Below are 4,557 nucleotides of genomic sequence, written 5' to 3'. Positions count from 1 at the left end.
GGAAATTCTGAACGTGCCCGGTGCCAAGCTGGTGGTCGATCTCGTGGTCCTGGTCGCCGTCACCAGTTGCATGAACTCCGGGCTGTATACGGCTTCGCGAATGCTGTATTCGCTGAGCGCGCGAGGCGAAGCGCCGACCTTGATCAAGCGTGTCTCGGGCAACGGGGTACCGACCCTGGCGGTTGTCCTGTCGACCTTGGCAGGGTTTGGAGGTTGCCTGGTCAATTATGTGTTTCCAGGCAAGGTATTCACTTTCCTGCTGTCGACTACGGGCGCGATCGCCTTGCTCGTGTATCTGGTCATCGCCGTCTGCCAGCTGCGCCTTCGTGCTCGCATCGAGCGCGAGGGCACCGAGCTGAGCTTCAAGATGTGGCTGTTCCCCTGGCTGACATGGCTGGTCATCGGCACCATCACCCTGGTTCTTGGCTACATGCTGTTCAGCGATGCCTACCGGTACGAGACACTGATGACCGCCGGAGTGACGGTGTTCATCTTGCTGGTGTCGCTAAGCCGTCACCGCAGTGGCAGGGGGGCGGTCAGTTCCGGGATCGTCAGCAGCCGACCCTGATGCGCGGCGGGCGCGCTGCATGAACGCGCGGAGGTTGTGGTCCGCTGGCATCTCTGGCTATGGTTGTGCCAGAACATTGCTGCTGACACGCACGAGGCCTTCATGCAGATCGCTCCACCGCCCCTGAACGAAGCTGCAAGGCTGTGCTTCCTTGCGAGTCTGAACATTCTCGATACGCCCCCGGAAGAGAGCTTCGACCGGATCACCCGCCTGACCCGCACGCTGTTGGGCGTGCCGATCGCGCTGGTGTCGCTGGTGGACCTGAACCGGCAGTGGTTCAAGTCCTGCCAGGGCCTGGACGTGGCCGAGACGTCCCGCGACATCGCCTTTTGCGCGCACGCGCTGCACGTCGATGAGGCGCTGGTGATCCCGGACGCCGAGGCCGACCCGCGCTTCGCCGACAATCCCCTGGTAACCGGCACGCCCCACATCCGTTTCTATGCCGGCGTGCCGTTGCGTTTCGCTGATGGCCTGACGGTGGGTACCCTGTGCGCGCTGGACACCGGTCCACGGGCGCTGACCGACGAGCAGCTGCACAGCCTGCGCGACCTGGCCCGTATCGTCGAGCGCGAGCTGATGCAGCGCAGCCTGGCCATCGATGCCCGCGTGGTCGAGCAAGCCCAGCGCCGGGCGAAAACCTCGAGCGAGGCGCAATTTCGCGCGGTGTTCCGTGAAACGCCGTCAGGCGAGGCCATTCTTGACCTGGACGGGCGCTTTCTCGAAGTGAATCGCGAATTCTGCAAGATCTCAGGCTATAACCCGGAAGAGCTGGTGCTCACGACCGCCCAGCAGATCATTCTTCCCGCCGACCTGGACACCGCGCCAGCCTTGCTGCGCGAACTGATCGACGGGCAGCGCAAGCACTACACCCTCGAAGGGCGCCTGGTCACCCGGCAGGGTGGGCAGACCTGGGTCGAGACCAGCATTGCCGTGATCCGCGACGATGCCGGTGCGCCTCGCAACCTGGTCGCCCAGGTGCGTGACATCAGCGAGCGCAAGCGCAGCCAGCTGCTGCTCGAGGACTATCAGGCGCGCCTTGAACATCAGGTGGCCGAGCGTACCCATGCGCTGCTGCGCAGCCAGGAAACCCTGCAGGCGATCGCCGACAACCTGCCGGTGCTGGTCTCGCACATCGGGCCTGACCTCAAGTACCGTTTCAACAATGCGGTGTACAAGGACATTTTCGGCGTCGATCCCAGTTATCTGCAGGGCAAGCGGGTCGCGGATGTGTTGCCGCATGAGGTCTATGAGCAACTGCTGCCCTTTTTCCAGCAGGCGCTGCAGGGCCATCGCGTTGAGGCGGATGACATCCGCTACAGCCCCACCGACAGCAGGATCTGGCGAGCCAGCTACGTCCCCGACGTGCGCCACGGCAAGGTGGAAGGCTTTTTCGTCATGTCTCTCGATGTCACGGAGCGCAAGAACACCGAAAAGGCGCTGGTGGACCGGGCCTCGATCGACGCGCTGACCGGGCTGCCCAACCGCACCGTGCTGCAGCGCGAGCTTGCGCGCCTGCTGGACAGGCAGAACGCCTTCGCACTGTTTTTCATCGACCTGGACGGCTTCAAGTCGGTGAACGATCAATGGGGCCATGAAACCGGCGATTTGCTGTTGCAAGCGGCTGCCCGGCGCATGCTTGGCGTCGTGCGTGCCGAGGATCTGGTGATTCGCCTGGCGGGGGACGAATTCGTGGTGCTGGCGTTGTCCGAGGTTTCCGAAGCCGCGGCCCAGAGCATCGGGCTGAAGCTCTGCGATACGCTGTCCAGCCCCTTCCAGCTGTCAGGGCATGACGTAAAAATCGGCGCGAGTATCGGCATCGTCATCTACCGCGAGCAGGGCGGGACAGTGACGCCCGAGGACGTGCTTGGACGCGCGGACCATGCGATGTACGAGGCCAAGCGCAAAGGGCGCAATCATTATCGGATCGCGGAGGGGTATGGCTGAGGGTAAATGTGGGAGCGCGCCTTGTGCCGCGATCGAGGGCAAAGCCCTCGCCGGGGCGCAGTATTACAGGATTGTGCGATGCTCGCAGGGTACACGGACACCCCCGCGGGCGGCGTCGAACCAGGCAGGCCAGGAACTGCGGTGCCGGCCCTGGACCTCGATGCTCGGAATGAGGCGGTCGGTCAGCACGGCGCTCTTGTTGACCGACTTGGCGGTTCGGTACTTGACGCTGTGCACGCACTCGCGGTCGCCAAACTCGCAGCGGTTGAGCGAGGTACCCCCGCAGGGACCGTTGGCCAGGCCTTTGGGGCAGGTCTCGGGACATATGTAGAGCGTGTCTTCCAGCCGGCAGCGCCCGCAAGTGTCGCAGCCGAGCATCGGCCGCTTGATGCCGCGCTCCAGACCATGCAGCACGCGTGCGCCGTTGGCGGTGGACCAGACTGGTCGTGTCACTGCCCAGCCGAACGCGCGGCCCAGCCAGCCGCGGCGGTTGAACATCAGCGCATGCGCGCCGGACATCAGGTAGTACCGCGCCTTCTCCTGGGGACTGGCACTGACATGGGACTCCCCGAGCCGCCAGTACGCACCCGCTGGGTTGAACCTCACGGCGGGCAGGCCCGGCATCTGCCAGCTGGCCGCCCAGGCTGGCGCCCATTGCTCCAGGGTCTGCAGGTGTGCCTGGGCGGCTTCGATCTCCCGCTCCAGCGCTTCGAACTGGGCAAGGTCGTGGATCCCTGAAAGGTGCACGCCGGCGTATCCCATCAGCTTGAGCCCGGTGATCTGCACCGCCAGGCGCTGCAGGCTGCGCTGCTGGGCATGCTGCTTCGACACGGCGAGCTCGGCGGCGAGCACCTCGAGCATGGACGGGGTCACGGTCACGCCCGCGACCTGTTCGAGCATGCTGGCGCGGCCGTGGGTGAGGGCCATGAGACAGGCGATCAGAGGTTTCGGCGCGCGCTGGCGGTTCATCCAGTGCAGGGCTTCGAGGTGCTTGCGGTCGTCGTAGCCCAGCTGCAGGGTCATGAAGTCAGCGCCGGCGCTGAGTTTCTTCTCGGCCTTGAAGTACTGCGCGCCGCCGTCTTCCTCGACGTACTTGAATGGATTGAGGGCGGCGCCGAGCAGCCAGTCGGGGCGCGCCTGGCGAACCACCTGCAAGGCCGCGACCGACTCGAGGTAGCGCACGGGGCGCTGCCCTGGCACGTGCCCGGGGAGCCGGTCGCCGGTGAGAATCAGCAACTGGTCGAGGCCCGCGGCATCCATGCGCGGCAGTTGGGCCAGCAGGTCGTCGCGCTCGCGGGCCTTGCCTGAAAAGTGCGGCAGCGCGGGCAGACCCTTGGTAAAGCTGCCGAATGCGTCCAGCGGCGACATGTCCAGCGCGCTGGCGACCCGGTCGCCGATCGCCACGGTCAACGGCCAGCCGCACAGGTGGGTGCGTGCCATGATCGACTCAAGGGCCGCGAAGCGCTCCGCGGACGGCTTGGGGACGAATTCCATGATGCACACGAACTGGTTTTCGCCCAGTGAGGTTTTCAACAGGCCCATGGCGTGCTCGCAGCGGATGAAGGTCAGGCGGGCAGTATGGCGCCCGCGGTGGGCGGGTGTTTGTCCGCGCGCGCAGGTTTTGCATGAGATCCGGACACCGGGCATCGTCGAGCAACCACGTCCGGTGTCTTTCGCCGTTACCGGTGCCCTGCGGCGCCTTGCAACCACTCGGCGCGTGTCATCTCCCAGATCTCCTTGAGCATCGGACCCGCGACGAAGTTGCCGGCCTTGGTGCCGACCATCCGCATGCCCTCGTGCTGGGAAACCTTGCGCGATGCGTGGTTTTCCACCGCCTTGGGCACCTGCATGACAGGACGGGCGAGCGTTTCGAACCAGTAGGCATTGATGGCCGCGCAAGCCTCACGGATGTAGCCCTTGCCTTGCCATGGCGGCGCAAGCCAGAAGCCTCGGTTGTTGCCAGGCTGATCGTACAGGCCGATGCTGCCGATGCACTGCGCCGGTTGCTCACGCAAACGGATCATCCAGTGCCACTCGCGCCCCGC

General features: G+C 65.1%; 4 protein-coding genes. 2 read left to right on the top strand and 2 right to left on the bottom strand.

Annotated features, from left to right (window positions below; all coding sequences use genetic code 11):
• Together VJS90_RS07040 and VJS90_RS07035 are read left to right on the top strand one after the other, a co-directional pair.
• Positions 1-568 (top strand): amino acid permease (locus tag VJS90_RS07040; RefSeq protein ID WP_324120395.1); only part of this gene is annotated, 568 nt, incomplete at its 5' end.
• Positions 569-670: 102 nt separating this feature from the next.
• Positions 671-2,512 (top strand): bifunctional diguanylate cyclase/phosphodiesterase, encoded by a 1,842-nt coding sequence (locus VJS90_RS07035; RefSeq protein ID WP_324120393.1) that lies wholly within the window; start codon positions 671-673, stop codon positions 2,510-2,512.
• A gap of 63 nt (positions 2,513-2,575) precedes the next feature.
• Here the strand turns inward: VJS90_RS07035 and VJS90_RS07030 are convergent, their stop codons facing one another.
• Both VJS90_RS07030 and VJS90_RS07025 read right to left on the bottom strand, forming a co-directional pair.
• Positions 2,576-4,054 carry a methylenetetrahydrofolate reductase C-terminal domain-containing protein gene (locus tag VJS90_RS07030; protein WP_324120391.1) on the bottom strand — a complete coding sequence of 493 codons (1,479 nt, stop codon included), beginning with the start codon at positions 4,052-4,054 and terminating at the stop codon, positions 2,576-2,578.
• A 137-nt stretch (positions 4,055-4,191) separates the two neighbouring features.
• Positions 4,192-4,557, bottom strand: a 366-nt coding sequence (locus VJS90_RS07025; RefSeq protein ID WP_324120389.1) for a GNAT family N-acetyltransferase, incomplete at its 5' end; no start/stop codon positions are given.

This window comes from Pseudomonas sp. (assembly GCF_035277045.1).
GTDB lineage: Bacteria > Pseudomonadota > Gammaproteobacteria > Pseudomonadales > Pseudomonadaceae > Aquipseudomonas.
The sequence above is the reverse complement of the archived record's forward strand: the minus strand, read 5'-3'. Positions and strand labels throughout refer to the sequence as shown.

Bases quoted from the DNA above. Each gene is read 5' to 3' on its own strand.
- VJS90_RS07035 (WP_324120393.1), top strand. From the start codon at position 671: ATGCAGATCGCTCCACCGCCCCTGAACGAAGCTGCAAGGCTGTGCTTC.
- VJS90_RS07030 (WP_324120391.1), bottom strand. From the start codon at position 4,054: ATGGGCCTGTTGAAAACCTCACTGGGCGAAAACCAGTTCGTGTGCATC.